Below are 26,912 nucleotides of genomic sequence, written 5' to 3'. Positions count from 1 at the left end.
CTAGGGGGCGGTCCTGAATGGATTTTGCGGAAGCGACGACAGCCGCTCCAGCCGCATCCAGGAGGCGGGATTGTTCTTCATGATATAGGGGCGGTTGGCCGGGTCGCGGTCGGCGAGGATTTCCGTCACCACGACATTGATGATGCAACGCGCGATCATGAATTCCGGCAGAAGCTTGATCTCCAGATCCTTTAGCGGCGAGGCCCGGTGATAGGCGCGGACGACATCGGCGGCATCTCGTAAATCATCCTCGCCGCCGCGAACCTGCAGCAGCGCCGCGCCGGCGAGATCGACGAGGCGGGGCGCGTGGACGAGGTCGCCGAAATCGAGGAAGCCTGAGAGACGGTCCTTCGCGTCGCTGTCGACCAGGATGTTCTGGCCGTTCATGTCGCTATGGACGGCCTGCGCGGGCAGCGCAGCCATGTGTGGCGCCGCGACCTGCTCGAAGCGGTCGAGCATGGCTTCGGCAAGCGGCCGGCGCTTCTCGTCGATTAGCGTCAGGAAGGGGCGCAAGCGGGCGATATGCTTGACGTCCCAGATGAGATCGCGCTCGCGCGAAAAGGGATGGTCGAAGCTTGCCAGCGCCGCGTCGAGGCGGGCGACGGCGTCTCCGATGGCGTGACGCAGGGCCGGGGTCGGCGCGTCGATGAGGGAAAACGGCGTGCCTTCGAGATAGGTCAGCAGGCGCAGGTAGCGGCGGTCCCCGGCGCCGAGGAAGATGGCCTCTTCGCCGGTGAGGGCGGGCACGACGCGCGGGGCCGCGATCTCCGGGGCGGTGCGCGCGATATGGAGAAGAGCGGCGCTTTCGAGCATGGTGCCGTCCGCGCTTTCCTCGGGGTCGGAGACCTTCAGCGTGAAGCCGGCGCCATCCGCCGTGCGGATGCGAAAATTCTGGGTTCGCTCGCCGCCGAGCTCCGCCGCGCGGCCCTCGACGCCGAAATGGCGAAGGGTGAGGGCTTCGGCCTTCGCGGTGTCGAGCCGCGCCGTCATTCGTCCGCTCCCTGGAAGGAATCCGCGAGGATGCCGAAGCAGTTGACGACGTCCGATACGACGGCCTTGCGCGCCGCTGCCGCGTCATTCGCGGCGATGGCGGCGAAGGCCGTCTCGTGGTCGGGAATGGCGTCGGTCAGCTTGCCGGGCTCGGCCTTGGCGAGGCGCACCGAGGGGCCCATGCGCAGCCAGAGCGGCTCGATCATGTCGCGCAGGATCGGTGAATTGCTCATGTCGGCGATGTGCAGGTGGAAGCGGGCATTGGCGCGCAGGAACCGGCTGGTGTCGTTGGCATGCGCGGCTTCCGCCATGGCGTCGAAATGGACGCGCAGGCCGGCGAGAGTTTCGGGCGTTGCCGCCCGGGCCGCGCGGGCGGCGGAAAGGCCCTCCAGCGCGACGCGGATGTCACGGATTTCCGTGAGTTCGGCGATGGTCAGCAGCGGCACGATGAAGGTGCGTTCGAGGCGCAGGGCCCCGAGGCTTTCGAGCTTCTGCAGCGCATCGCGCACGGGCACCACGCTCGTTCCGAGGGCGGCCGCGAGGCTGCGCAGTACAAGCCGGTCGCCGGGGCGGAATTCCCCGATGATCAGCTTTTCCTTGATCTGCTGGTAGATCTGCTCGTTGAGCGTATCCTGGACGAGCGTCCTGTAGGTCGGCATGGAGCCGCCGTCCGCCAGCGCGATTTCCTTCCTGTCCATGCCTAGTGCTTCTCGCTGGAGAACTCCCGCTCGAGGCGGCGGGAATGGAGGGAGAGGATGAAGCAGAAGACGAAGAAGGCGCCGCCGACGACGAGGTAAGCCTCGCGGTAGAAGCCCAGCCATGCGCCGTCGGCGATCGCCCCGCGTGCTCCGCCAAGCACGTCGATGAGGCCGATGATGCTGATCAGCGTCGTGTCCTTGATGGACTCGATGAAGGTGTTGATGATCGCCGGCAGCGCGATGCGGAAGGCCTGCGGCAGCACGATGAGGCGGGAGATCAGGCCGCCGGAAAGGCCGAGGCTGTGGCCGGCCTCCGACTGGCCGCGCGGCACGGCTTCGAGGCCGCCGCGGATCGCCTCGGCGAGATAGGCCGCCTGGAAGAGGATCAGCGCCACCTGCGCGCGCAGGATGTTGTCGATCAGGTTGCCGCCCGGCAGCAGGAAGGGCAGCATGGTCGAGGCGATGAACAGCACCGCGATCAGCGGCAGGCCGCGCACGATCTCCACATAGAGCGAGCAGAAGCGGCGGATGACGGCGGCCTTCGACCGGCGGCCGAGCACGATGAAGACCGAGAGCGGCAGGGCGAGCACGATGCCGAAGGCCGAAAGGCCGACGGTGAGCGGCAGGCCGCCCCAGCGGCTGGTGGAGACCGAAGGCAGGCCGAGGACGCCGCCGCCCATCAGGATAAGGCTGATCACCATGACGGCGATCCAGGCGAGCGCCAGCGCCGGCTTCCAGAAGCGGCGGAAGCCGCTGAGGATGAGGATGGCGAGCACCAGCACGACGGCGAGCGTCGGGCGCCAGTACTGGTCGGCCGGATAGCTGCCGAAGAGGATGATGTGGTAGCGCTCGTGCAGGAAGGCCCAGCAGGCGCCCGCCGCCGCCCGGCAGGTCTCGGGCGAGGCCTGCCCGAAGACCGCATCGGTGACGGCCCAGCGGTAGAAGCGGGCGAGGAGGTAGAGGAGGCCGCCGGTGATCGCCACCGTCAGCAGGGCATGCGGCCACGGATGGAAGTACGGGCGCAGCCGGCCGGCGAGGCCGCCATTGGAGGGGCGGGGGAGGGCCGCGGTAATTTCGCTCATGACTTCACCAGTTGCGCGCGCTTCTCCAGCCAGCGGATGACCGCGGAGGTCACGAGGCTGAGCGACAGGTAGATCAGAAGGTAGATGGACACGGTCTCGATGGCCCGGCCGGTCTGGTTGAGCGCGGTGTTGCCGACGGAAACCAGGTCCGGATAGCCGATGAGCACGGCGAGCGTCGTGTTCTTGATGGCGTTGAGATACTGGTTGGCGAGCGGCGGCAGCATGAGCCGCATCGCCTGCGGGGCGAGCACCAGATAGAGCGTCAGGATGGGGCTGAGGCCGAGCGAATGGGCGGCCTCCGACTGGCCCTTCGGCAGGGCGGCGAGGCTGCCGCGGACGATCTCGGCGATGAAGCCGGACGTATAGAAGGAAAGCCCCACGAGCATCGCCAGATATTCCGGCGTCATGCCCATGCCGCCGCGGAAGTTGAAGCCCATCAGCGTCGGTTTCTGGATCTCGCCCCAGCCGAGCGCATAGACGACGACGCCGACGAGCGCGGCGGCCGAGAGGAAGAGGCCGCCGGTCGCGGGCCGCGGGAAACGGCCCGTCTCGTTGCGGCCGCGCACCATGGCGCGCCAGAAGAGGACGCCGCAGGCAAGGGCGAGCACGGCGACGGCGGCGAGGACCGGGCCGGCATCGCCGGCAAGCACCGTCGGGATGTAGAGGCCGCGGCTGGAAATGAAGACGGATTCGCCGAAGGTCCAGGCCTGGCGCGGCGGCGGCAGGACGCGCACGGCGGTGGCGCAGACGACGAGGATGAGCAGCAGCGGCGTATTGCGCGTCACCTCGATATAGGCTTTCGCGAGGGCGCGGAGCTGCGGATGGGCGGTGCGTCCCGCAAGGCCGATCAAGACGCCGAGCAGGGTGGACAGCACGATGGCGGCAAGCGCCAGCTTGATAGTGTTGAGCAGCCCGACGAGCAGCGCCCGGAAATAGGTGTCGCCCGAGCCGAAGGAGATCAGCGACTCGCCGATCGGGAACGACGTGGCGCTCCACAGGAAGCCGTAGTCGATGGTGATGCCGCGGGCGGCGAGGTTGGACGCAAGATTGTGCGACAGCCACGCAAGAACTGCGATGGCTGCCGCGACAAACAGCGCGTTTTGAAGGCGCTCGCTACGCATCAGCGCAAGGGTGCTGCGTACATGAGGCCGCCCTTCGTCCACAGGTCATTGAGACCGCGGTCGAGCTTGAGGGGCGAGGCCTTGCCGAGGTTGCGCTCGAAGCTCTCGCCGTAGTTGCCGACGGACGAGACGATCTTGACGACCCAGTCTTCGGAAAGGCCGAGGTCCTTGCCGTTGCCCGGCGTCGTGCCGAGGAGCTGCTTGACTTCCGGATCCGGCGAGTTCTTGGCGAGGTCGTCGACATTGGCCTGCGTGATGCCGAGGCGCTCGGATTCGACGAGGGCGAACATGACCCAGCGCGCGACGAGGAAGAGTTCTTCGTCACCGCTCTTCACGGCCGGCGCATAGGGCTCCAGCGTGATGAAGTTCGGGAAGATGATGTAGTCGTCGACATTGCCGTTGCCGGCGCGCGAGCCGGCGAGGTTGCCGTAGTTGCCGCCGAAGGCGTCGCAACGGCCGCCGAAGAAGGCCGCGTCGAGCTGCTCCCAGGCGCTGAGGACGAGCGGCGTGTAGTTGAGGCCGCGCGACTTGAAGAAGTTCTCGGTGTTCACCTCGAAGGTCGAGCCCTGCAGGATGCAGACGGTGGCGTCAGCAAGCTGGTCCGGGCTGTCGACGCCGAGCGACTTCGGCACCATGAAGGTATAGCCGTCGAAATAGTTCGGCGAGGCGAAGCGCGCGCTCTGGGCGCCTTCGCGGTTGAGCGTGGTCGTCGTGTCGTGCGCCAGAACGTCGATCTCGCCCGAGGAGAGCAGGACGAAACGCTCGGAATAGGAGGTCTGGCGGTAGGTTACCTTGGAAGCGTCGCCGAGAATGGCGGCAGCCATCGACTTGCAATAGTCGATGTCGATGCCGGCGAGCTCGCCATTGGCGGCCGGTGCGGAGAAGCCCGGAACGGCCTGGCCGACGCCGCAGACGAGGTTGCCGCGGGCCTTGATGGCGTCGAGCGCCGCGCCGGCCTCGGCGGTGCCGGCAAAGGACATGGCGCCCATCAGCGCGCTCGCGCAGGCGAGAACCCCCAGTTTCAGTGAAGTCGCAAGTTTCATGTATTTCCCCTTTTCATGCGCATTCAGGTGAGGCCCGCAGGCACCATTGCCGGCGGGATGGACTTCCGGCCGCCTTCAGGCCGCCGATTGGGTGATGCAGACGTATTTGAGCTCGAGGAATTCCTCGATCCCGTATTTCGAACCCTCGCGGCCGATGCCGGATTCCTTCACGCCGCCGAAGGGCGCGACCTCGTTCGACACCAGGCCCTCGTTGACGCCGACGATGCCGGACTCGATCTTCTCGGCGACCCGCCACATGCGGTCGAGGTCGCGGGTGAAGATGTAGGCGGCAAGGCCGGAGGCGGTGGCGTTCGCCGCCTTGATGACGCTCTTCTCGTCGGAAAAGCGCTGGATCGGAGCGACGGGGCCGAAGGTCTCCTCGCTCTCGAAGAGCATGGTGGCGTCGACATCGGTCAGCACGGTCGGCTCGTAGAAGGTCTGGCCGAGCCCATGGCGCTTGCCGCCGGTGGCGACCTTGGCGCCCTTGCCGAGCGCGTCGGCGACATGGCGTTCCACCTTCGTCAGCGCCGCCTCGTTGATCAGCGGGCCCTGCTGCACGCCATCCGCAAAGCCGTCGCCGACCTTGAGCGCGCCGACCGCCGCCGAAAGGCGCGAAACGAAGGCGTCGTGGACGTTTTCATGCACATAGATGCGGTTCGGGCAGATGCAGGTCTGTCCGGTGTTGCGGAACTTCGCGTTGATGACACCCTGCACGGCGACGTCGAGATCGGCGTCGTCGAAGACGATGAGCGGGGCGTTGCCGCCAAGCTCCATCGCCACCTTCTTCACCGTGTTGGCCGACTGCTCCAGAAGCAGCTTGCCGACGCGGGTGGAGCCGGTGAAGCTGATCTTGCGGACGATCGGGCTTGCGGTCATCTCGCCGCCGATGGCCGTCGCCTCGCCGGTGACGATGTTGAAGACGCCCTTGGGAATGCCGGCGCGCTCGGCAAGCTCGGCCAGCGCCAGCGCCGAATAGGGCGTGAATTCGGAAGGCTTGACGACGACCGCGCAGCCGGCGGCGAAGGCCGGGGCGCATTTGCGGGTGATCATGGCCGAGGGGAAGTTCCACGGCGTGATGGCGGCGACGACGCCAATCGGCTGCTTGAGCACCATGATGCGCGACTGGGCGCGCGGGGCGGGGATGAGGTCGCCATAGGCGCGCTTCGCCTCTTCGGCGAACCATTCGACGAAGGAGGCGGCATAGCGGATTTCCCCCTGGCTTTCGGCCAGCGGCTTGCCCTGCTCGGCGGTCATGATGGCGGCAAGATCGGGAAGGTTGGCGACGATCAGGTCGAACCAGCGGCGCAGCACGACGGCGCGGTCCTTGGCGGCGAGCGCCGCCCAATCATGACGGGCCTCTTCCGCGGCTTCGATGGCGCGGCGGGTCTCGGCGGCGCCCATGTTCGGCACCGTGCCGATCTCAAGGCCCGTCGCCGGGTCGGTCACGGCGACCGTGTCGCCGCCATCGGCATTCACCCACTGGCCGTCGACATAGGCCTGATGACGCAACAGGGAAGGGTCCGCCAGACGCCCGACGAGGGCGTGACGCGTAATTTGATGCACGGTCATGGATGAAAGTTCCTAGTTCACTCCAACAATCTGTCGAGTGTTATAACAAGCATCAAATTACAAAGAGTCAAGCCCCGTGCGTCGTCACGGCAAGTGAAATGCCGGTCTTTTTTGAAGTGAGGGAAAAGGGGGGGCAGCGGCGGCGGCTCTGGCTCGTACTGCCAGCTTTAAATTCAGAAGCTTGCTTGGAGGAGCTTCGGGCATTCGCCCATGGGCATCGGCTGCGTGGGCCGATTGCGCAGCCGGGCGCGGGACCGGAGGCCGAAGCCTCCGGTCCGCAGATATCAGAGGAGGCCTTCTTCCTTCAGGGCGGCCTGTGCCTTCGGGCGCGCCATGACGCGCTCGCGCAGCTTCAGGGCCTTCGGATAGGCGCTGAGGTCGAGCTTGAGGCCGACGCCCCAGCCGATGATGACGGAGGCATAGGCATCGGCCTGGGTGAAGTCGCCGAGCCAGTAGGGTTTTTCGTCCGACAGCATCGCCTCGAACTGGCCCATGCGGCGGTTGATGTTGGCGATCACGCCGGCCTTCGCCTCGTCCGAAAGGTTGGGTGCGAAGAGGCCGCTATAGGCGCCGTGCAGGTCGGAGCAGAAGCCGAGAGCCTCCTGCAGCCGGGCGCGCTCCAGCGTGCCGTAGGCGGGCTTGAAGGCCGGAACGTCGGAATGATCGCCGATATACTGGAGGATGGCGGCATTCTGCGTGATGACGATGCCGGGCTCCACTTCCAGCGCCGGAACGGCGCCGCGCGGATTGATCCCGAAATAGTCGGCATCGTGCTCGGTCTTCTTGGCCTTCAGGTCGACGGCTTCGAGCGTATAGGAAGAGCCGGATTCGCTGAGGACGATATGCGGCGCGAGAGAGCAGGCGCCTGCCTTGTAGTAGAGCTTCACTGAAATCTCCTGTCAGATTGCAGCCGGGCTTCTATCAAGTCTGGCGCGCGCGGCAACAAAGCGGATGACAATTTTTCGTGTATGGCGGCCGCATCCCGGCCGGTTGCCGATCGGTAACCATATCTTCAAGAGATCGTCGCAATGTCCCGTGCAGGAGACAGACGATGGCGAAGAAGACGACCCGGCGAAAGAAGGCCTCGGGAGCGAAGCGCTCCGGCGCGCGGCGCGGCGGCGGCATGGCGCACTGGTATGTGCTCGGCGCGGCGCTTGTCGGCGGCATTCTCTACATGGACAACTGGACGCCCGGCCCCGAGAAGGGCGCGGCGGCGATCCGCACCGCCTCCATCGAGCGCAGGGAGAAGAAGCCGGCGCGCGAGACGGCGCTGGTGCGCGCCATGCCGACGCCCGCCGAACGGGTGGAGCAGACGGTGCCGGCGGCCGAGAAGCTGCCGCCCTTTGCCGGGAAATGGTTCATCTGCACGACGCAGACCGATTATTGCGTGCTGGACGGCAGCACGATCCTCTATGCCGGGCGCAAGGTGCGGCTGGCCGATATCGATGCGCCGTCGATTTCCGATGCGCGCTGCGACGCCGAGCGCTCGCGGGGCGGGGACGCCAAGCTGCGGCTGCGCGAGATTCTCAACGAGGGCGACATCTCGCTGGTGGCGGCAAGGAGCCGCGCCGCCGGCAAGGCGGGAGCGGTGCCGCATATCGTGATGCGCGGCGGCCAGTCCATCGGCCAGAGGCTGGTGCGCGAAGGCTTTGCCCGGCCCTGGGCGGGGCGGCACCAATCCTGGTGCGGCTGATGTTTTGACCTTGCAGACCTTGTGTCTTTCCGGCACAAGCCAGACGCAAGCCTGCGTCCCTAAGCTTTCCGTTAACCGGGATGGTGCCGGCTGGAAAGGGGACAATGACATGTCGAACGACCTCGAGCGCTACAGCGATCCGGACAATGCAACGGTTGCGCTCTTCCTTCTCGAAAACGATGCCGACGAGCTGACGGACATTCTGGTGGCCGCGCTCGACGAGGCCTTCCGCATCCTCGACGAGGACATGTCGCCCGCCACGGTGCACTGATCGCCGAGACGAAAGAGGGGCCTTCGGCCCCTCTCGCTTTATCCTTCTGTTCCTGTGCAATTCCGGCCGGTCAGCCGGCCGCCACGGCCTGGCGCTGGATGCCGAGGCCGGCAATGGAGACTTCCATGCGGTCGCCGGGCTTGAGGTAGCGCGGGGGCTTCATGCCCATGCCGACGCCGGGCGGCGTGCCGGTGGTGATGACGTCGCCGGGCTCGAGAATCATGAACTGCGAGATGTAGTGCACGAGGAAGGGCACCTTGAAGACCATGGTGCTGGACGAGCCGTTCTGCACCAGCTCGCCGTTGACGCTGAGCTTCATGGCGAGGTCGCTCGTGTCCACCTCGTCCTTCGTGACCAGCCAGGGGCCGATCGGGCCGAAGGTCGGGCAACCCTTGCCCTTGGTCCACTGGCCGCCGCGCTCGATCTGGTAGGCGCGCTCGGAAACGTCGTTGCAGACGCAGTAGCCGGCGACATAGTCCAGCGCCTCGGCTTCCGACACATAGGAGGCGCGCTCGCCGATGACGACGGCCAGCTCGACTTCCCAGTCCGTCTTTTCCGAGCCGCGGGGAATGAGGACTGTATCGTCCGGGCCGACGATGCAGGACGGGGCCTTGTTGAAGAGCACCGGCTCGCTCGGAACGGCCATGCCGCTTTCGGCGGCGTGGTCGGCATAGTTGAGGCCGACGGCGATGAAGTTGCCGACGCGGCCGACGCAGGCGCCGTAGCGGCTGTCTTCCGGGGCGAGCGGCAGGCTCTTCGGGTCGATGGCGCGCAGGCGCTCCAGCCCGGCGCGGCCGAGAACCTCGCCCGCAATGTCCGGCACCACGCCGGAAAGGTCGCGGATCTTGCCGTCCGCGTCGATCAGTCCGGGCTTTTCCGCGCCCGCCGCGCCAAAGCGCACCAGCTTCATAGTATCCTCCGTTGAGTGCCGGCCTTGCCGATTTCGGTTGCGTGTACCTTCCATCCGGTTTTACATGAAGTCAACGATTTTCGAAAATCCTTGTGAGTTTATAAGATGCGCAGTCAGACGGACCAGAAGCGGGCAGGCGGGCGGACGCTGGCGGGCGATGCCTACGAGGCGATCCGGCAGGCGATCCGCGCGGCGCGGTTCAAGCCCGGCGACCGGCTGCGCTTCGCCGATCTGCAGGCGCTCTGCGGCATGAGCGTGACGCCGGTGCGTGAGGCGCTGGCGCGGCTGACGGCGGAAGGTTTCACGATTCTCGACGATCATCGCGGCTACAGCGTCGCGACGCTGTCGCTCGAAGAGCTCCGCGACATCACGGCCGCCCGGCAGCTTTGCGAAAGCGAGGCGCTGCGGCTGGCGGTGGAGAAGGGGGATGCGGACTGGGAGGCGCGGGTGATCGCCGCCCATCACCTTCTCGCGCGCATCCCGCAGGTGCGCGAGGACATTCCCTCGACCATCCGGGAGGACTGGGAGGAGCGGCACGCCGCCTTCCATGCGGCGCTGATCTCGGCCTGCGGATCGCCGATCCTTCTGGAAATCTGCGAGAAGCTGTTTTCGCGGGCCGACCGCTACCGGCGCATGTCGATCAGCCTCTCCGGCGGGGCGCGCGATGTCGAGGGCGAGCATCGCCAGCTGATGGAGCTGGCGCTCGCGCGCGACGGGGAGGGCGCGGCGGCGGCCCTGCGCGAGCACTACGGCCGCACGGCCGCCGCGCTCGACACGTTCTTCGAAACCGAAAGCGGCAGTCCCGCCTAGGCCGGACCGCCGCTTCGAATTCTCTCATTATATATATATATGCCGCCGGATGAGGCACCCGGCGACCGCCCGACTGCTTACCGGCTGGCGACGGTCGGCGAGCCGATCTCCGCGCCACCGCCGATCGCGACGTTGAGCGAGACATAGTCGCGGGCAAGCTGGCGGATCGCCGAAGCGAGCGACAGGCGGGCCGAGGCGACGTTGCGTTCGGCATCGAGCACGTCGAGGATCGTGCTGGCGCCGCCGCGATAGCTTTCGCGGGCAAGGTTCAGCGTCTGCTCGTAGGACTGCACGACCTTGCGCAGGGCGGCGACCGTCTGGCCGTCGCGGATCAGCGCGCTCTGGGCGTTCTCGACTTCTTCCACCGCGTTCAGCACCGTCGACTTCCATGCCAGGTACTGCTGCTCGGCTTCGGAGCGGGCAACCTTCACCCGTGCCTTCAGTTCGCCGCCGTTGAAGATCGGCAGCGAGAGGGACGGGCCGAAGGACCAGAGCGTGCCGTTGGTCACGCCGGGATTGGTGAAGACGCGCGAAGCGTTGATCGAGCCGCTGAGCTGGATGCTCGGATACAGGTTCGCCTCGTTGACGCCGATCTGTGCCGTTGCGGCCTGCAGGCGACGCTCGGCCGCACGGATGTCGGGGCGGTTGCGGATGAGATCGGCCGGAACGCCGGTGCGCGTCGTATAACGCGGCATGGGCTGGGCCGAACCCTTCGTGAGGCTCCCGGTGATCGTGCCGGCCGGCACGCCGAGCAGCGTGGCGATATGGTTGGCCGACTGCAGGAAGCCGGTTTCAAGTGCGGGCAGGTCCGCCAGCGTCTGGTTGACGAGACCTTCGGCCTGCAGCACGTCGAGGCTCGAAGCCGCGCCGGCCTCCTTGATCTCGTTGGTCAGCTTCAGGGTCTCGCGGCGCGATTCCAGGTTCTTGCGGTTCAGGGCAAGCGCTTCCTGGTAATAACGCGCGTTCACGTAGCTCGACGCAAGATCGGAAAGGTAGGCGAGGCGCGCCACATTGACGTCGTCATAGGCGGCATCGAGCGAGGCGTTCGCCGCTTCCTTGGCGCGGCGATACTGGCCGAAGAAGTCGAGCAGCCAGGAGGCGTCCGCTCCGGTGCTCAGCGTCTTCTTGGAGACCGAGTTGTGGCCGCCCTGTGCCGCCGCGTTCGCGCCGACGCCGAGATCCGGCAAGCCGCCGGCACCCGCGATGATGACGTTCGCCTGGGCGGCCTCGATGCGCTCGAGCGCCGTCATGACCGAAAGGTTTTCCCCCAGGCCCTGATGCACGAGGTCGTTAAGCCGCTTGTCGCGGAAGGCTTCCCACCACGGATTGAGCGTCACGTTCTCGGCGCTCGCAGCCTTGCTCTCGGTGAATTTGGCCGGAAGCACGGCATCGGGCTTCTGGTAGTCGGGGCCGACCACGCAGCCCGACAGGAGGAGCATGCTCAGAGGGAAAAGCGTCCGTGTGAAATTCATGTTCATACCCTGCCGGTCACTGCGGCTTAATTAACACAACAAAATCGCGATTCACTCTTTATTCATGTTTCACCGGAAGATCGAGCCTCCATTACGAAAAAGAATGGTCCCACAGCGTTTTTTCCCCGCTTCGTTTCCGGTGTGTGTCCCATGGGCAACTGGAGCATTTGCCCAACGCGGCAATCTTCGCCCATAGGGTGAGGCAAGGGCTTTGCTGCGCCGCCGCAGGGTTGCGTCACGGCTTTTCCCCGGAATGTTCGTCTTGGCGACATATTTTCCTGGAATATGCTGCAAGCGCGAAAACTATTTTGCGATTCGAATTGTCACACAAATCCGGCAGCAATTTTTTCCAAAATTCGACGGATTTCCTTGACAAGGAAAGGAGAGCCGCTTATGTGTTGGAGCATCGCATGAGGACCGCATGCGTCTGTTTCGGTCCGTCCCTGACGCAACTATTTTTCAGCGTCAGCGCCAACCAGAGGGAGTGTGTCATGTACGATATCAACTGCATCGCCTCCGTGCGTGTGGCGTGCTCCTGTCGTGAAACGATCAAAGGGAAAGTGCATACGGCCCTCCGCCGAATGTGAACTGAAGTCCCCTCCGTCGAAATAAGCGCAAATTGAATTGGCTGTGCCTTCGGGCGCGGCAGGAGTTGTTATGCAAAAGCAGGTTATCGAAATCGGTGGTGAGGCTGTCGGCGTCGTCGTTCCCGATGAGGATCGGCTGAAGTTCGTAGCCGTCAAATATTCCGTGTGGGACCTGGATTCCCAGCGTTTCTCCTCGGCAGACGAGGTGCGCGCCGCGATCCGCCGTCTCCTCAACGATCCGTCCGCCTCGGCGCGGGCGATGTCGCCGGCCCATATCGCGGCCGCCTGAACCAGATTCCAACGCTCCGGCGCCGAGGCGCCGGTATCGGCCGGCCTCGCCATCAGCGGGGCCGGTCTTGTTTTGTGGACAGTGCATTCACCGGGCGCCGGCTGGTGCGGATGGCCAAATCCTGATTGGGTGCTCGCGAAAGGAGGTGCCCCATGACAAGCGGCATCCATCACATCACGGGCATTACCCGGAAGATCCAGGCGAATGTCGATTTCTATGCGGGCTTCCTCGGCCTCCGGCTCGTCAAGCGGACGGCCGGCTACGAGGACGCCGACCAGCTCCATCTCTTCTATGGCGACGCGGCGGCAAGCCCCGGCTCGCTGGTCACCTTCCTTGCCTGGGAAGACGGCTCCCCGGGGCGGGTCGGGCTCGGCCAGCCGTCGGAGATCGCCTTCGCCATCCGTCCGGAAGCCATCGGCTTCTGGCTGACGCGCGCGCTGACTGAGAATATCGCGATGACGGGCCCGGCGCAGGAGTTCGGTGAGCCCGTGCTTCGGCTGAAGGATCCGGACGGCATCATCGTCAAGCTCGTCGGCGAGACGGGCGTGGAAGGTCCGGCGCCGCATGTCACGAAGGACATCGCGGCGGGCGACGCCATCCAGCGCATCCGTGGCGCGACGATCCTGTCGGAAAAGCCGGCGGAGACCGCCGCCTTCATCGGCGGGTATTTCGGCTTCCGCAGGGCGGCAGAGGCGGACGGCATCGTGCGGCTCGCCGGTGATGCGGGCGACGTGCTCGACATCCGCGATGCAAGCGGCTTCTGGACCTCGGCGCCCGGCACGGGCACGATCGACCATGTCGCGCTGCGGGCGCCGGACCGGGCGGCCGTGGAAGCGGCGGCAGTCCGGCTTGCCGCCGAGGATGCGGGCGACACCAACATGCACGACCGCACCTATTTCTACTCGCTCTATGTCCGTGAGCCGGGCGGCTCGCTCGTCGAATATGCGACGGACGCGCCCGGCATGACGGTCGACGAGCCGCTGGAAACGCTCGGCACCAGGCTGTTCGTTCCCCGGCATTTCCGCGCCGATCCGGACGATGTCCGTGCCCGGCTTCCGCAGTTTTCCCTGCCCGGAGAAGAAAGAATGAGCGAACGGGACCTGCCCTTCATCCACCGGGTGCATCGCCCGGAAAATCCCGATGGCACCGCGGTCGTGCTGCTGCACGGCACGGGCGGCAACGAGACCAGCCTTTTGCCGTTCGGCGCGCGGCTTGCGCCTAATGCGGTGCTGCTCAGCCCGCGCGGCCGCAGCCTGGACGAGGGCTATCCGCGCTTCTTCCGCCGCCTGACGGCCGTCACCTTCGACCAGAAGGAGCTCGCCAGCGAGGCGGAAGCCTTCGCGGCCTTCATGGAAGGGGCGAACGCCGCCTATGGGCTCGATCCGGCAAAGACGCTGTTCGTCGGCTATTCCAACGGCGCGAACATGATCGGCGCGGTGATGCTGCTGCATCCGGGTATCATCCGCAACGCCGTATTGCTGCGCGGCATGAACGTTCTGGAGACGGTGCCCGCCGCCGATCTTTCCGACGCGAACGTGCTGATGGTGAGCGGTGAGGCGGATCCCTACGGCCGCTATGCCGGCGACCTCGAGGCGCATCTTGCGGCAGCCGGCGCGACGGTGGAGCACAAGCTGCTCGCCGCCGGGCACGATATCGGTATCGCCGACCTGGACCTGGCGAAAGCCTACAAGGAACGTGTCGTCGGCTGAGGTAGAAGAGGGCGCGTCCGCAAGGCGCGCCCTCTTTTTATCGGCAAGCCTTACCCGCCCATCGACGTCATCCTCGGCCTTGTGCCGAGGATCTGCCAACGCGTCGAAGAAATGGAGGCGCCGCAGCTGCTCGAAACAGGCCCGAGCATGACGGAGGAGAGGGGGGCGGACTTTGCCGGCAGTCTCAGTCCTTGAAGTTGGTGACGAAGGCGGCGAAGCCGGTGATGAAATCGCGCAGCTTCCTTTCGGTCGCCTCGTCGACGATCCGGCCGTCCTCGATGACGGTGGCGGCGCGCGAGACCATCAGCTTGGCGCCGAACCACGGCACGGTGCCGAGCGTGCGCATGGTGGGAAGCCAGGCTTCCTGCGAGAGCAGCGTGCCGAAATTGCCGGGCGAGGCCCCGGCAATGGCGAAGGGCTTGCCGCCGAACACGCGGGGAATGTCGGCCGGCGGGCGGCTCATCCAGTCGATGGCGTTCTTGAAGACGCCGGGAATGCCGTTGTTGTATTCCGGTGTGAAGAGGATCGCGCCATCGGCCCCGGCCACCTGCTCCTTGAGGTGGGCGACGGCCTGCGGAATGCCGTCGGAGGCTTCCACGTCCGCATCGTAGAGCGGAATGCCGCGGATGGTGCCCTCGACGATCTCGACGCCTTCCGGCGCCATGTCGAGGGCGGCGCGCAGCAGCGCCGTGTTGAAGGAGCCCTTGCGCAGGCTGCCCGAGATTGCCACCAGTCTGGTCATGTCGTTTCTCCGCTGTGAGGGTGCAAAAAACCCGGCGGGGGGCTGCCACGCCGGGGTTTCGGTCGGGTCAGGCGAGCGGCTTCAGCCGGGCCTCGATCTGCGCGCGGCGCGGCTCGAGGAAGGGCGGCAGCGACAGGCTCTCGCCGAGGGTTTCGAGCGGCTCGTCCACGGCGAAGCCGGGGCCGTCCGTCGCGATCTCGAACAGGATGCCGTTCGGCTCGCGGAAATAGAGCGAGCGGAAGTAGAAGCGCTCGACCTCGCCGCTGGAAGGCACGCGGAAGCCGCGCAGCCGCTCCGTCCAGGCATGCAGCGCTTCGACGTCCGGCGCGCGGAAGGCGACATGGTGCACGGCGCCCGCGCCCTGGTGGGCGACCGGCAGGTCCGGCTCGACGGCGACATGCAGTTCGGCCGCCGGCCCGCCATCACCCATCGAGAAGACATGGACCTCGCCCGCGCCATCGGGGTTGGGATAGGTCGAGGTCTCCGCCATGTTCATCACCTCGGTCAGCACGATTTCCGTGTTGCGGAGATCGGGCACGCTGAGCGTGATGGGGCCGAGGCCCTTGATCTGGTGCTCGGCCGGAACGGGGCTCTTCTTCCAGGGATTGGACGGCGCGCCGGCATTGTCGACGGTCAGGCGGAAGCGCTGGCCTTCGCCGTCCTCGAAATCGAGCGTGGCGCGGCCGCCGACATCGCGGATATCGCCGGCCTTGACCTTCAGGTCGGCAAGGCGGGCCTTCCACCATTCGAGCGTCGAAAGGCTCGCGACGCGCAGGCCCGTGCGCGAGACGCTGTGCGTGCCGCGGCGCTCATGGCCGACCGGCCAGTCGAAGAAGGTGAGGTCCGTGCCGGGCGAGGCGAGGCCGTCGGCATAGAAGAGATGGTAGGCGGTCGTGTCGTCCTGGTTCACCGTCTTCTTGACGAGGCGCAGGCCGAGTACCTGCGTATAGAAGCGCAGGTTCTCCGCTGCGTTCGCGGTGATCGCCGTCAGGTGGTGGATTCCTGTGAGCTCAAGGGTCATGATAACTCCTCCCCGGAACCGTCCGGGATGTTCGGGTGCGGCGCCGGTTTCGGCGCCTCGCATTGAGGCGAATATCGCCCTTTGCGCCGCCTGCCGGAAGGCCGGGTGGGGCGAACGCATCGTTCACTTTTCCCGAACGACCCTCCCGAGCGTGCCGGCGCCGCGAAATGCGCTCCGACGCCCTGAAAAGCCGCCCAGCGGGAAGAGCGCGCCGACCGGCATTTCGTTCCGGATATCGTTCATTCGAATTTTATCGTTTCATAAACCAGTACGCGCTTACGCTCCGGGTCTGCGAAATGACTTCGTCTCTGTTTCGCCGCGCCCGCCGGCATGTTTCCGCCATTTCCCGACGATTGCCGGTGCGTGCTTGCATGCCCGGATGCAAGGAGACGTTTCATGCTGCCAAAGACTGCGACTGCCCGGAACATGTTCGCCATCGTGGCGGCCGGCGTTGCCACCACCGTCGCGACCGCGGGCGTTCTGCTCTGGCTGTCCTACCGGGCGGTGGAGGAACGATCGATCTCGGAAATGGTGAACGCCGCCGAGGCGAGCGCCGGCAAGGTCGAGACCTATTTCTCCAAGGTCAAGGCGCTGAGCTGGAACATGCGCTCCACCCTCTATGCGGTGAAGGCGACGGGTACGCCGAGCCGCGAGGCGATGAACGGCATCTTCGACCGCCTGATGGCGGACAATCCCTATGCGCTCGGCGTCAGCACCGGCTGGGAGCCGAATGCCTTCGACGGCAAGGACGAGGAATACCGGAACAAGCCGGGCCACGACGCGACGGGCCGCTACATTCCCTATTTCGTGCGCAACGAGGGCAAGGTCGGCATGGAGGCGCTGGTCGACTACGACAAGCCCGGCCCCGGCGACTACTATCAGGTGCCCAAGGCGACCGGGAAGGATTTCCTGACCGAGCCCTACAGCTATGTCATCGGCGGCAAGAACGTGCTGATGACCTCCTTCATGGTGCCGCTCCTGTTCGACGGCGAATTCAAGGGCGAGACGGGCGTCGACATCGCGCTCGATTCGCTCGCCGCCGACATGGCGCGGCTGAAGCCGCTGGGCGAGGGCTATGTCGCGCTGCTCAGCCAGGACGGCAGCGTCATCAGCCATCCCGACCAGACCGCGCTCGGCAAGTCGCTTGCCGATTCCGGCCTCGACGTCGATGTCTGGAAGGCGATGCTCGCCAATCCGGAACAGGCGATGGAAATCAAGGATGCCGAGGGCGTCTCGTCGATCGCCGTCGCCGTACCGGTGCCGCTGGTGCCGGGCACCACATGGTTCACCGTCGTCGCCGTGCCGAAATCGGTGCTGTTCTCGCATCTTTCGGCGCTGGCGCTCACCTCGACCGTCGTCATCGCCATCGCCGCCGGGCTGATGGTGGCGATCGGCTGGCTGCTGGCGGCCCGCTTCCGCAGGCGGCTGGGCAAGGTCATCGTCGCCACCAGCGAGATCGCCGCCGGCCGCACGGATGTCGACCTTTCGGAATCCGAGCGCCAGGACGAGATCGGTGAAATGGCCCGGTCGCTGGCCGTGCTGCGTGATGCGACGCTCGCCAAGATCCGCCTCGAAGGCGAGGCGGAGCAGAACCGCGCGCTGACCGAGGAAGAGCGCCGCCAGCGCGCCGGGGAGGCCGAGGAGCGCGAGCGCCAGACCCGCATGGCCGTTGAGGCGCTTGCCGACGGGCTGCAGAAGCTCGCCGACGGCGACATGACGCACCGGATCGAACAGGCCTTCGCCGGCTCGCTCGATGAGGTCCGCCACGACTTCAACATCTCCGTCGAGAAGCTGCAATCGGCCCTTCGCTCGGTCGGCAGCAACGCCAATGCCATCCAGGCCGGCTCGGCGGAAATCCGCACGGCCTCCGACGACCTCGCCAAGCGCACCGAACAGCAGGCGGCCTCCGTCGAGGAGACGGCGGCGGCGCTGGAGGAGATCACCACCTCGCTCAAGGATGCGACGCGCCGGGCGGAGGATGCCGGCCAGCTCGTCGAGCGCACCCGCGCCAGCGCGGAAAAATCCGGCGACGTCGTGCGCCGGGCGGTGGATGCGATGAGCGGCATCGAGGCCTCCTCGCGCGAAATCTCCAACATCATCGGCGTCATCGACGAGATAGCCTTCCAGACCAACCTGCTGGCGCTCAATGCCGGTGTGGAAGCGGCGCGGGCAGGGGAAGCCGGCAAGGGTTTCGCCGTCGTCGCGCAGGAAGTGCGCGAGCTCGCGCAGCGCTCGGCCAACGCCGCCAAGGAGATCAAGGCGCTCATCACCAAGTCGGGCGAGCAGGTGCATCTCGGCGTCGCGCTGGTCGGCGAGACCGGCTCGGCGCTCTCTGAAATCGTCGACCAGGTGCAGGAGATCGACCAGAACGTGGCGGCGATCGTGCGCTCGGCGCGCGAGCAGTCGACGGGCCTCAACGAGATCAGCTCGGCGGTCAATTCCATCGATCAGGGCACGCAGAAGAACGCGGCCATGGTGGAGGAGCAGACGGCGGCAAGCCACGCGCTGGCAACCGAGGCCTCGGCCCTCAACACGCTGATCGCCCAGTTCCGCCTCGGAATGGGGACCGCCGACGCACGGCCCGCCGTGGCCTCGCCCGCAGAGCACCGCCCGGTCGCCTCCGGCGCGCGGGCCCTCGGCAGCAAGCTCGCCCGCGCCTTCGGCGGTGGCGGACAGCCGGCCGCGGCGGGCGCTGCGGCGCAGGACTGGGAAGAATTCTGAGATAGCCGCCGGGAACGGAGCCGGGGCTGGGGAGAGGGGCGGTCCGCCAAGGGCCGCCCCTCGATTTGTTGATAAACCCTGTACCACCCACCGACGTCATCCTCGGCCTTGAGCCGAGGATCCATGAACGCACCGAGAGATCGAGACGGTGTAGATGCCCGAACCGGGCCCAAGCATGACGGAAGAGAGGGTTTCGGACTGCGTCGGCAGTATGGATGCGGTCCGGCGATGGGCGCCCTTCTTTTGCGCTCAGGATTTAGGCTTTGCTCAGCTTTTGAACAGATCGAGTTGGCGCCCCTCGTCGCCTTGCCGTGGCGGAAAAATTACAAGCCGTTGAATTTACTTATTTGTTTTTCACCTTCCAAGTTTGGCACGCTTCCTGCTTTCCTTGGGGAAGGTCCAGAGGGGACCGCTAGAAGCGCTGGAAAACGGCGCTCCGGTAAAGCCGCCGTGCCGCTGCAGAGAAACACCAACGTTTCCGGGCGGCCCGGCGGCTTTCTCGTCTGACGGGCGGGCGGCGGCTGCGTGCCTGACGCGAATGGACCTCTTCTCTTTTTCCGCCACAGCACCTTCCCCCGATTGGCTTTTTGGCAAGACTTCGCCACACTCTGTCCCGGCATGTTCAACGCCTGATGGTGTGAAGGCTTGCCAGTCTGCTCTTCGCGATATAATGAGGACCCACACTAAATGGGTTCTGCAACGGTGGAGACGACGATGACCCGATCGGGCAGAATGATGCTGGCAGCGCTGCTGCTGTCCGCCACGGCCATGCCGGCGCTTGCCGATGGCGCGTCGCGTCCGGTGCGCACGGCGCCGGTCCATTTCGAGGAACGCGAGCAGACAGTCACCATCACCGGCGAGGTGGTGGCGCGGGTGGAGACGGATCTCTCCTTCCGCGTCGGCGGGCGCATTACCGGCTGGTTCGTCGACGTGGGCGACGCGGTGAAGGAAGGCCAGGTCCTGGCGCGCCTCGATCCAGAGGAGCAGAAGGCGGATGTGGAGGCCGGGGAGGCCGGCATCCGCGCCGCCGAGGCCCAGCTCAAGCTCGCCCGCGCCAATTTCGACCGCCAGAAATCCCTCCTCAACGACGGCATCAGCACGCGGCGCGACTTCGACGATGCGGAGACCGCGCTGCGCACGGCCGAAAGCGCCCGCGAGGCCGCCGTCGCCCAGAGCGATACGGCGAAGGAACTCCTTTCCTACACCGAGCTGCGCGCCCCGGCAGACGGCATCGTGACCGCCCGTCTTGCCGAGGCGGGGCAGGTGGCGCAGGCGGCGCAGACCATGTTCACCATCGCCGATACCGGCCCGCGCGACGCCGTCTTCAACGTCTACGAATCGCTCTTCTTCGAGCAGCCTTCCAAGGAGGGCGTGATCGTCACGCTGCTCAGCGACGACAAGGTCCGCACGACCGGCCATGTGCGGGAGGTTTCCCCGACCATCGACACGCAGACCGGCACCGTGCGCGTCAAGATCGCCATGGACCAGACGCCGCCGGAAATGACGCTCGGCGCGTCCGTCGTCGGCGTCGGCTCGCTCGCGCCCCGCCGCGTCGCGGTCGTGCCGTGGCAGGCGCTCTCCGGCGTCGGCAGCAGGCCCGCGCTCTGGATCGTCGACAAGGCGAACAACACCGTCAGCCTTCGCCCGGTCGAGGTGCTTTCCTTCGAGACCGGCTCGGCGCTCGTTTCGGGCGGCATCGAGGAAGGCGAGACCTATGTCGCCGACGGCACGAAGCTCTTGCGGCCCGGCCAGACCGTCACCGCCCTCGAAGGAGGCGCCCAATGAGGATGTCCGTTCCGCTGGCCATCGCCGTTATCGCCGCGCTGGCGCTTGCCGGCTGCAAGAAGGAAGAGGAGGCGGCCGCGCCGCCCCGGCCGGTGCTGTCGCTGGTCGTCGCGCCCTCCGCGCTGCCCGGCACGCGTTTTGCCGGCACGGTGCAGGCGAAGGTTCAGGCCGCGCTCGGTTCGCGCGTCGCCGGCCGCCTCGTCTCGCGCAGCGTCCATGTCGGCGATCTGGTGCAGAAGGGCGATGTGCTCGCCGTGCTCGACGCCACGGCCTATGAGCTTGCCGTCCGCTCGGCGCGCGCCGAGCTTTCCAGCGCGGAGGCGACGCTTGCGAGCGCCGTCGCCAACCAGGAGCGGCAGAAGACGCTGCTCCAGTCGAACGCCGCCGCCAAGGCGGCCGTCGAGAGCGCCGAGCAGTCCCGCGAGGCGGCCGATGCCGGCGTGACGCGGGCGCGCACGGCACTCGTCAAGGCGGAAGAGCAGCTTTCCTATACCCGCATCCTGGCCGAATTCGACGGGGTCGTGGTGGCGACGGGCGCGGAAGTCGGCCAGACGGTCTCGCCGGGCGAAGCCATCGTCACCGTCGCGCGGCCGGACGAGCGCGATGCGGTCGTCGACATTCCGGAAACCTCGGGCGGCGTTGCCGTCGGCAGCCGCTTCGAGGTGTCGCTGCAGATCAATCCCGCCGTCACCGTCAAGGGCGTGGTGCGCGAGGTCGCCCCTTCCGCCGATGCGGCGACCCGCACGCGGCGCGTCAAGATCGCGCTGGAGAACCCGCCGGATACGGTCCGGCTCGGCACGACGATCACCGCCGAACTCGAAGGGCCGGACCTCACCGCCCTCATGGTGCCGGAAAGCGCGGTGCTCACCAAGGACGGCAAGCCGCATGTCTGGCTGGTCGATGTGGGCAAGGGCGAGGTGCATCTCGTGCCCGTCGAGACGGGCATGACCGCCGGGCGCTCCCTTGCCGTGACGAGCGGCATCAAGGAGGGCGACCGTGTCGTCACCGCCGGCGTGCACAGCCTTGAAGAAGGCCAGAAAGTGAAGATCGAGGACGAGGCAAGCCTATGAAGAAGTTCAACCTTTCGGACTGGGCGCTCGAACATGCTTCGCTCGTCTGGTACTTCATGATCGTCTTCGCGCTGCTCGGTTTCTTCACCTACCAGAATCTCGGCCGCGAGGAGGATCCGTCCTTCGTCATCAAGACGATGACGATCAGCGCGGCCTGGCCCGGCGCCTCCGTGGAGGAGACGACGCGGCAGGTGACGGAGCGCATCGAGCGCAAGCTGGAAGAACTGGAATCGCTCGATTTCAGCCGCAGCATCACGACGCCCGGCCAGACGCTCGTCTTCGTCAACCTGAAGCCGACGACCCGCGCGCGCGACGTCGCGCCGACCTGGCTGACCGTCCGCAACATGATCAACGACATTCGCGGGGAGTTTCCCTCGGGCGTCGTCGGCCCCGCCTTCAACGACCGTTTTGGCGACGTCTTCGGCAATATCTACGCCTTCACCGCCGACGGCCTGACCTCCCGCCAGTTGCGCGACTATGTGGAGGATGCGCGCCGGCGCGTGCTCACCGTGCCGAATATCGGCAAGGTCAATCTCATCGGCGCGCAGGACGAAGTCATCTATCTCGAATTCTCGACGCGCCAGCTCGCCGCGCTCGGCATCTCCACCCAGCAGGTGGTCGCCACGCTGCAGGCGCAGAACGCGATTTCGCCCTCCGGCGTGGTGCAGGGCGACGGCGAGCGCGTCGCCGTGCGCGTCGGCGGGCAGTTCACCTCGGAGGCAAGCCTTCGCGAGGTGAACCTTCGCGTCAACAACCGCTTCTTCCGCCTCAGCGACATCGCCACCATCACCCGCGGCTACCAGGACCCGCCGTCCTCGCTCTTCCGCTTCAACGGCGAGCCGGCCATCGGCCTTGCCATCGGCATGAAGCAGGGCTCGAACCTCCTGGAATTCGGCGCGGCCGTCGAGAAGGAGATCGAGCAGCTTTCGCACGAGCTGCCGGTGGGCGTCGACGTGCACCTCGTCTCCGACCAGCCGAAGGTGGTGGAGGAGGCCGTTTCCGGCTTCACCCGCGCGCTCTTCGAGGCGGTCGCGATCGTTCTCGTCGTCAGCTTCGTCAGCCTCGGCATGCGCGCCGGGCTCGTCGTGGCACTCTCCATCCCGCTGACGCTCGGCATCACCTTCGTCTTCATGTATTACGACGACATATCCTTGCAGCGCGTGTCGCTCGGGGCGCTCATCATCGCGCTCGGCCTTCTCGTCGACGATGCCATGATCGCGGTGGAGATGATGGTGGCGCGGCTGGAGGCGGGGGATTCGCTGCGCAAGGCGGCGACCTATGTCTATACCTCCACCGCCTTCCCGATGCTGACCGGCACGCTGGTGACGGTGGCGGGCTTCATCCCGATCGGCCTCAACAACAGCGCGGCCGGCGAGTTCACCTTCAGCCTCTTCGTCGTCATCGCGATCTCGCTCGTCGTCTCCTGGGTGGTCGCGGTGATCTTCACGCCGCTGCTCGGCGTCACCATCCTGCCGAAGAGCATGAAGAAGCATCACGATGAGAAGGGCTGGTTCGCCCGCACCTTCGCGCGCATCCTCGATACCTGCATGCGCTGGAAGTGGACGACCATCGTCGCGACCGTGCTCATCTTCTTCGTCTCGGTCTTCGGCATGCGCTTCGTGCAGGAGCAGTTCTTCCCGTCCTCGGACCGGCCGGAACTGGTGATCGACTGGGGCCTGCCGCAGAACGCCTCGATCGCCGACACCAATGCGCAGATCGCGAAACTCGAGGAGGAAAAGCTCAAGGGCAATCCGGATATCGAGCGCTGGTCCTCCTATGTCGGCGAGGGCGCAGTGCGCTTCCTGCTCTCCTTCGACGTGCAGCCGCCGTCGCCGGCCTTCGGCCAGACGGTCATCGTCAGCAAGGACCTGGAGGCGCGCGACCGTCTCAAGGCGGACCTGCAGGATTACCTGCGCAAGACCTTCGTCGGGACGGACGCGCTTGTGAAGCTCCTCGACATCGGCCCGCCGGTCGGCCGGCCGATCCAGTACCGCGTCAGCGGGCCGGACATCCAGGAAGTGCGCAAGCAGGCGCTCGCCTTCGGCGAACTCATCGGCAAGAACGACCATCTCGGCGACATCGTCTACGACTGGAACGAGCCGGCCCGCGTCGTGAAGGTCGATGTGCTGCAGGACAAGGCCCGCCAGCTCGGCGTGACCTCGCAGGACATTTCCTCGGCGCTGAACGGCGTCGTCGGCGGCACGACCGTCACCCAGATCCGCGACGACGTCTACCTGATCGACGTCATCGGCCGGGCGCGGGCGGACGAGCGCCAGTCCATCGAGACGCTGCGCCAGCTCCAGCTCCCGACGGCGAACGGTACCTCGGTGCCGCTCGCGGCCGTCGCGAACTTCCGCTACGAGATGGAGCAGCCGGTCGTCTGGCGCCGGTCGCGCCAGCCCACCATCACCGTCAAGGCGAGCGTCACCGGCGGCGTGCAGCCGGCCACCATCGTCTCGCAGATGGACAAGGACGTCGAGAGCTTCCGGCAGGGCATGCCCTCCGGCTACAAGGTCGTCGTCGGCGGCACGGTGGAGGAAAGCGCCAACAGCCAAGCGCCCATCGTCGCCGTCGTGCCGCTGATGCTGTTCGCCATGGCGACGATCCTGATGCTGCAGCTCCAGAGCTTCTCGCGGCTCTTCCTCGTCTTCGCGGTGGCGCCGCTGGCGCTCATCGGGGTGGTCATAGCTCTCCTCGGCAGCGGGGCGCCGCTCGGCTTCGTGGCGATCCTCGGGGTGCTGGCGCTCATCGGCATCCTGATCCGCAACTCGGTGATCCTCGTCGTGCAGATCGAGGACCTGAGGCGGGAGGGCATGCATGCCTGGGATGCCGTGCGCGAGGCGACGGAGCACCGCATGCGGCCGATCATGCTGACGGCGGCGGCGGCGAGCCTGGCGCTCATCCCCATTTCGCGCGAAGTGTTCTGGGGGCCGATGGCCTATGCCATGATGGGCGGCATCATCGTCGGCACGGTGCTGACGCTGCTCTTCCTGCCGGCGCTCTACATCGCCTGGTTCCGCATCAAGCCGGAGGACAGGGACGGGGAGGCGCCTGCGCCGGAACCCGAACCCGTCGAGCCGCTCCCGGCGGTGTGACGTGTGCGGTGTAATTGGCACGATGTGACTTGCTTAGCGTAGCTTTCAGGGCGTGACGCGCGTCGTGCGGCTTGCGTCGCGACGCTTGAGCTCTCGCCCGAGCATGATGCCGGGATTGGGGGCAGGTCAATTTCCCCCGCCGGAGCTCCAGCCCGTCCTTGCCGCGATGAAGTTCGGATTGGCGAAATCCGCGTCTTGGGGCTGGTTGCGCTTGCCGTAGGTGAGCGGCGTGCCGTCGAGCATGCGCGTTTCGCCGCCGGCGGCGCGCAGCACGGCGTCGCCCGCCGCCGTGTCCCATTCCATCGTCCGGCTGAAGCGGGGATAGACGTCGGCGAGGCCCTCGGCGACGAGGCAGAATTTCAGCGACGAGCCGATGGCGGTGCAGGCGTCGATGCCGTGGTCGTCGAGGAAGCGCGCCGTCTCGGGCGTGTCGTGCGAGCGGCTGGCGACGGCCGTCAGCGCGCTGCCGCGGCTGCGGCAGCCGATGGGCTGGCGTTCGACGATCGCACCGCCGTCGACCGTGAAGCCTTCGGCGCGCCCGTCGACGGCGGTGAAGCCGTTCGACAGCGCCGGGGCATAGACGATGCCGGCAATGGGAACGCCGTTCTCGACGAGGGCGATGTTGACGGTGAACTCGCTGCGCCCGGCGACGAATTCCTTCGTGCCGTCGAGCGGATCGACGAGGAAGAAGAGACCGCCGGAAATGTCCGGCACCAGCCCGGCCGCGACCGCCTCCTCCGCAACGACGGGGATGGCCGGAAAGTGCGTCAGCAGGGCGGCGAGAATCAGCCGCTCGGCCTCCTCGTCGGCTTCCGTCACCGGGGAGCTGTCGGGCTTGTAGTGCACGTCCGCCCCGTCGCCGCGGATCGTCATGATGGCGCGGCCCGCGGCAAGCGCCGCGTCTTCCATCACCCGTCTCAGCTCTTCGAGGTCGCTCTGCATGGCTCATGCCTTAGCCCCGGCATGGGGCGAAAGCAATGTGGCGCATCGCCGGTACGCCGGTGGACGACCTCGCAAGCAAGGCGCGCAGCCATGATCTGCCGGTGGATTCGCGACGCGGTGAGACGTGTGTTCCACATTGGAACAGGCGTGTCGCGATTGCCCGCATCTTTCGGGGCAAAATGCCGATTTCGCTGCCGAATTTTTGGTTTTCGTGGCGTTAAACGCGCCATTTAACGCTTCCGGCCAAAGAAATTGTCGATCCGGGCATTTTGGGCTTCCCTTTTGTCTCGAAAGCGGTATGGAATCCCTTTGTCGAACAAGCTCTAAAATGAGCGGCAAGAAAAAGAGATGCGGCCGTCAGGAACCGCATCCGGGGGATTGTATATATGGAATACTTCGTGCAGCAGCTCGTGAACGGGCTGACTCTTGGCTCGATTTACGGCCTGATAGCCATTGGCTACACCATGGTTTACGGCATCATCGGCATGATCAACTTCGCGCATGGCGATATTTTCATGCTCGGCGGATTTGCCGCTCTCATCACCTTCCTGATCCTGACCAGCGTGTTTGCCGGCCTTCCGGTCGTCATCCTGCTGCTGGTGATGATCGCGGCGGCGATGCTGACGGCGTCGTTGTGGAACTGGACGATCGAGAAGGTGGCGTACCGGCCGCTGCGCGGCTCGTTCCGGCTTGCCCCGCTGATCACGGCGATCGGCATGTCGATCGCGCTGTCGAACTTCATCCAGGTGACGCAGGGCCCGCGCAACAAGCCGATCCCGCCGCTGGTCTCGTCGGTCTACAATGTCTTCGGCATCGCGATCTCGCTCAAGCAGATCATCATCATGGTGCTGACGGTCGTGCTGCTGACGACCTTCTGGTACATCGTCAACAAGACCTCGCTCGGCCGCGCCCAGCGCGCCACCGAGCAGGACCGCAAGATGGCGGCGCTGCTCGGCATCGACGTCGACCGAACGATCTCGGTGACCTTCATCATGGGCGCCTCGCTCGCCGCCGTCGCCGGCACCATGTACCTGATGTATTACGGCGTGACCGTCTTCACCGACGGCTTCATCCCGGGCGTCAAGGCCTTCACGGCCGCGGTGCTGGGCGGCATCGGCTCGCTGCCGGGCGCCGTGCTCGGCGGCATGCTGATCGGCCTCATCGAGAGCCTGTGGTCCGCATACTTCACCATCGACTACAAGGACGTCGCGACGTTCTCCATCCTCGCCATCGTCCTGATCTTCAAGCCGTCCGGCATTCTCGGACGACCGGAAGTCGAGAAGGTTTGATCC

23 protein-coding genes are annotated in these 26,912 nt (G+C 66.2%); 11 read left to right on the top strand and 12 right to left on the bottom strand.

Going from position 1 to position 26,912, the window contains the following annotated elements; all coding sequences use genetic code 11:
* The 7 genes from ACZ1A1_RS13535 to gst all read right to left on the bottom strand — a co-directional run bounded on the left by ACZ1A1_RS13535 (position 1) and on the right by gst (position 7,390).
* Positions 1-990, bottom strand: a complete 990-nt coding sequence (locus tag ACZ1A1_RS13535) for a phosphotransferase (protein ID WP_463620339.1) — start codon at positions 988-990, stop codon at positions 1-3.
* Complete coding sequence (locus ACZ1A1_RS13530) at positions 987-1,688, bottom strand: GntR family transcriptional regulator (protein WP_463620338.1); 702 nt, start codon at positions 1,686-1,688, stop codon at positions 987-989. Before ACZ1A1_RS13530 ends, ACZ1A1_RS13535 begins: the two co-directional genes overlap by 4 nt.
* 2 nt (positions 1,689-1,690) lie before the next feature.
* Positions 1,691-2,770, bottom strand: coding sequence for an amino acid ABC transporter permease (locus ACZ1A1_RS13525; RefSeq protein WP_463620337.1), 1,080 nt, complete (start codon positions 2,768-2,770; stop codon positions 1,691-1,693).
* Positions 2,767-3,891 carry an amino acid ABC transporter permease gene (locus ACZ1A1_RS13520; RefSeq protein ID WP_463620336.1) on the bottom strand — a complete coding sequence of 375 codons (1,125 nt, stop codon included), beginning with the start codon at positions 3,889-3,891 and terminating at the stop codon, positions 2,767-2,769. The genes ACZ1A1_RS13525 and ACZ1A1_RS13520 overlap by 4 nt, the downstream gene beginning before the upstream one ends.
* Positions 3,891-4,934 carry an amino acid ABC transporter substrate-binding protein gene (locus tag ACZ1A1_RS13515; protein ID WP_415215400.1) on the bottom strand — a complete coding sequence of 348 codons (1,044 nt, stop codon included), beginning with the start codon at positions 4,932-4,934 and terminating at the stop codon, positions 3,891-3,893. The genes ACZ1A1_RS13520 and ACZ1A1_RS13515 overlap by 1 nt, the downstream gene beginning before the upstream one ends.
* Positions 4,935-5,009: 75 nt before the next feature.
* Complete coding sequence (locus ACZ1A1_RS13510) at positions 5,010-6,503, bottom strand: NAD-dependent succinate-semialdehyde dehydrogenase (protein WP_463620335.1); 1,494 nt, start codon at positions 6,501-6,503, stop codon at positions 5,010-5,012.
* Positions 6,504-6,787: 284 nt separating this feature from the next.
* On the bottom strand, positions 6,788-7,390 hold the full coding sequence (gene gst / locus ACZ1A1_RS13505) for a glutathione transferase (RefSeq protein ID WP_463620334.1): 603 nt from the start codon (positions 7,388-7,390) through the stop codon (positions 6,788-6,790).
* Positions 7,391-7,554: 164 nt separating this feature from the next.
* On the opposite strand from gst, the gene ACZ1A1_RS13500 reads away from it, so the two are divergent.
* A complete protein-coding gene (locus tag ACZ1A1_RS13500; RefSeq protein WP_463620333.1) occupies positions 7,555-8,196 on the top strand; it encodes a thermonuclease family protein in 642 nt (213 codons plus the stop codon).
* A gap of 109 nt (positions 8,197-8,305) precedes the next feature.
* Positions 8,306-8,467 carry a hypothetical protein gene (locus tag ACZ1A1_RS13495; RefSeq protein ID WP_162911383.1) on the top strand — a complete coding sequence of 54 codons (162 nt, stop codon included), beginning with the start codon at positions 8,306-8,308 and terminating at the stop codon, positions 8,465-8,467.
* Between the two features lie 70 nt (positions 8,468-8,537).
* Here ACZ1A1_RS13495 and ACZ1A1_RS13490 read toward each other — a convergent pair whose 3' ends face one another.
* Positions 8,538-9,377 carry a fumarylacetoacetate hydrolase family protein gene (locus tag ACZ1A1_RS13490; RefSeq protein ID WP_463620332.1) on the bottom strand — a complete coding sequence of 280 codons (840 nt, stop codon included), beginning with the start codon at positions 9,375-9,377 and terminating at the stop codon, positions 8,538-8,540.
* 105 nt (positions 9,378-9,482) lie between these two features.
* Here ACZ1A1_RS13490 and ACZ1A1_RS13485 point away from each other — a divergent pair, with 105 nt between their 5' ends.
* On the top strand, positions 9,483-10,187 hold the full coding sequence (locus tag ACZ1A1_RS13485) for a GntR family transcriptional regulator (RefSeq protein ID WP_463620331.1): 705 nt from the start codon (positions 9,483-9,485) through the stop codon (positions 10,185-10,187).
* A 77-nt stretch (positions 10,188-10,264) separates the two neighbouring features.
* Here the strand turns inward: ACZ1A1_RS13485 and ACZ1A1_RS13480 are convergent, their stop codons facing one another.
* Positions 10,265-11,659: an efflux transporter outer membrane subunit gene (locus tag ACZ1A1_RS13480; protein ID WP_463620330.1), complete on the bottom strand. Its 1,395-nt coding sequence runs from the start codon at positions 11,657-11,659 to the stop codon at positions 10,265-10,267.
* A 657-nt stretch (positions 11,660-12,316) separates the two neighbouring features.
* Between ACZ1A1_RS13480 and ACZ1A1_RS13475 the strand changes: the two genes are divergently transcribed.
* Positions 12,317-12,535: a hypothetical protein gene (locus ACZ1A1_RS13475; protein WP_313193652.1), complete on the top strand. Its 219-nt coding sequence runs from the start codon at positions 12,317-12,319 to the stop codon at positions 12,533-12,535.
* Between the two features lie 152 nt (positions 12,536-12,687).
* Positions 12,688-14,244, top strand: coding sequence for a VOC family protein (locus ACZ1A1_RS13470; RefSeq protein WP_463620329.1), 1,557 nt, complete (start codon positions 12,688-12,690; stop codon positions 14,242-14,244).
* Positions 14,245-14,428: 184 nt separating this feature from the next.
* On the opposite strand, the gene ACZ1A1_RS13465 is transcribed toward ACZ1A1_RS13470, so the two are convergent.
* Together ACZ1A1_RS13465 and ACZ1A1_RS13460 are read right to left on the bottom strand one after the other, a co-directional pair.
* Positions 14,429-14,986, bottom strand: coding sequence for an NADPH-dependent FMN reductase (locus ACZ1A1_RS13465; RefSeq protein WP_463620328.1), 558 nt, complete (start codon positions 14,984-14,986; stop codon positions 14,429-14,431).
* 67 nt (positions 14,987-15,053) lie between these two features.
* Positions 15,054-16,007 carry a ring-cleaving dioxygenase gene (locus ACZ1A1_RS13460; protein ID WP_463620327.1) on the bottom strand — a complete coding sequence of 318 codons (954 nt, stop codon included), beginning with the start codon at positions 16,005-16,007 and terminating at the stop codon, positions 15,054-15,056.
* Between the two features lie 396 nt (positions 16,008-16,403).
* On the opposite strand from ACZ1A1_RS13460, the gene ACZ1A1_RS13455 reads away from it, so the two are divergent.
* The 5 genes from ACZ1A1_RS13455 to ACZ1A1_RS13435 all read left to right on the top strand — a co-directional run bounded on the left by ACZ1A1_RS13455 (position 16,404) and on the right by ACZ1A1_RS13435 (position 24,678).
* Positions 16,404-18,728: a methyl-accepting chemotaxis protein gene (locus ACZ1A1_RS13455; protein ID WP_463620326.1), complete on the top strand. Its 2,325-nt coding sequence runs from the start codon at positions 16,404-16,406 to the stop codon at positions 18,726-18,728.
* Positions 18,729-18,956: 228 nt separating this feature from the next.
* Complete coding sequence (locus tag ACZ1A1_RS13450; RefSeq protein WP_463620325.1) at positions 18,957-19,235, top strand: hypothetical protein; 279 nt, start codon at positions 18,957-18,959, stop codon at positions 19,233-19,235.
* A 207-nt stretch (positions 19,236-19,442) separates the two neighbouring features.
* The gene (locus ACZ1A1_RS13445) at positions 19,443-20,513 is read left to right on the top strand and encodes an efflux RND transporter periplasmic adaptor subunit (RefSeq protein WP_463620324.1); all 1,071 of its coding nucleotides are present in this window, start codon (positions 19,443-19,445) and stop codon (positions 20,511-20,513) included.
* Positions 20,510-21,583, top strand: coding sequence for an efflux RND transporter periplasmic adaptor subunit (locus tag ACZ1A1_RS13440; RefSeq protein WP_463620323.1), 1,074 nt, complete (start codon positions 20,510-20,512; stop codon positions 21,581-21,583). Before ACZ1A1_RS13445 ends, ACZ1A1_RS13440 begins: the two co-directional genes overlap by 4 nt.
* Positions 21,580-24,678, top strand: a complete 3,099-nt coding sequence (locus tag ACZ1A1_RS13435) for an efflux RND transporter permease subunit (RefSeq protein ID WP_463620322.1) — start codon at positions 21,580-21,582, stop codon at positions 24,676-24,678. Before ACZ1A1_RS13440 ends, ACZ1A1_RS13435 begins: the two co-directional genes overlap by 4 nt.
* A 126-nt stretch (positions 24,679-24,804) precedes the next feature.
* Here the strand turns inward: ACZ1A1_RS13435 and cysQ are convergent, their stop codons facing one another.
* Complete coding sequence (gene cysQ / locus ACZ1A1_RS13430) at positions 24,805-25,599, bottom strand: 3'(2'),5'-bisphosphate nucleotidase CysQ (RefSeq protein ID WP_463620421.1); 795 nt, start codon at positions 25,597-25,599, stop codon at positions 24,805-24,807.
* Between the two features lie 407 nt (positions 25,600-26,006).
* On the opposite strand from cysQ, the gene ACZ1A1_RS13425 reads away from it, so the two are divergent.
* On the top strand, positions 26,007-26,909 hold the full coding sequence (locus tag ACZ1A1_RS13425) for a branched-chain amino acid ABC transporter permease (RefSeq protein ID WP_119256827.1): 903 nt from the start codon (positions 26,007-26,009) through the stop codon (positions 26,907-26,909).
* Positions 26,910-26,912: the final 3 nt, after the last annotated feature.

This window comes from Shinella sp. R2-11 (assembly GCF_055330205.1).
This window is presented reverse-complemented; position numbering and strand designations above follow the sequence as displayed.